Origin of the sequence: Streptomyces sp. NPDC101166, assembly GCF_044768125.1 — a bacterium.
GTDB lineage: Bacteria > Actinomycetota > Actinomycetes > Streptomycetales > Streptomycetaceae > Streptomyces.
In genome coordinates this window covers 1-1,003 of record NZ_JBIWPF010000406.1, presented here as the reverse complement: position 1 = coordinate 1,003, position 1,003 = coordinate 1, and the positions used below count along the sequence as shown (strand labels likewise).

General features: G+C 69.7%; 1 protein-coding gene. It reads left to right on the top strand.

All coding sequences use genetic code 11. The features are described from left to right. Positions 1–156: 156 nt before the first annotated feature. The gene (locus ACIRS4_RS39465) at positions 157–993 is read left to right on the top strand and encodes an antibiotic transporter (protein ID WP_404205290.1); all 837 of its coding nucleotides are present in this window, start codon (positions 157–159) and stop codon (positions 991–993) included. Positions 994–1,003 lie beyond the last annotated feature (10 nt).

The following is a 1,003-nucleotide window of genomic DNA, read 5'->3' as shown; positions in this document are numbered from 1 at the left end:
CGTCGACATCGCGCTGCGGCGGCCCTCCCTCGACGACGTGTTCCTCGAACTCACCGGGCACATGGCCAAAACCGAAGAACCCGAGGAGGACTCCCCCTCGGTGCGCTTCCGAAACGGCGAGGGACGCCACCGCGCCGACGGCGATCGGACCCGCGCATGACCACCACCACCGCGCCCGCCACCACCGGCTGGCTCACCGACGTCCGCGCCACCCCGGGCACGCTCGCCCAATGGTGGGTGCTCACCGTGCGGCTCATCGTGCCCTCGGTCAAGACCGGCGAGATCATCACCGCTATCGCCGCACCCGTCACCTTCACCGCCAGCTTCTACATCCCGCTCAACCGCGTGATGTCCTTCGCCGGACTGGGATTCAGCAGCTACGCGCAGTTCATGGCGCCCATCGTGATCCTGCAGGCCTGCGCGTTCACCGCCGTCTCCGCCGCCTTCCGCGCCGCCACCGACGCCGTCTCCGGACTCGACCGGCGCTTCGACGCCATGCCCATGCACCCGCTGGTGCCCGCTGCGGCGCGCATGTCAGCCAACGTGTTCCGACTCGCCGTCGGACTCGTCGCGGCCGTGATCAGCACCCATGTGATCGGCTTCCGCTTCGCCGCCGGCGCCGGGCACACCCTCGGCTTCCTGGCGCTCGGCATGGCCATCGGCATCACGTTCTGCCTCGGCGCGGACGCCATCGGCACCTACACCCGCAGCCCCGAGGCCACCAGCCAGATGCTGGTGCTGCCACCGCTCATCCTCGGCATGCTCTCCACCGGCCTGGCCCCCGCCCGCCAATTCCCGCACTGGGTCCAGGGTTTCGTCCGCAACCAGCCCGTCTCGCAGTACGCCGAAGGGCTGCGCGCGCTCGGCGGCGACCCCGGCGGCAAGGCGCACGCGGTCACCTGGTCGCTGATGACCCCCGTGCTGCTGTGGCTCGTGGGCACCATCGCGCTGGCCTGCTACTTCATTTACCAGCAGAACCTGAAGAGGTCGTGATGACCACTCT

Bases quoted from the DNA above. Each gene is read 5' to 3' on its own strand.
- ACIRS4_RS39465 (WP_404205290.1), top strand. From the start codon at position 157: ATGACCACCACCACCGCGCCCGCCACCACCGGCTGGCTCACCGACGTC.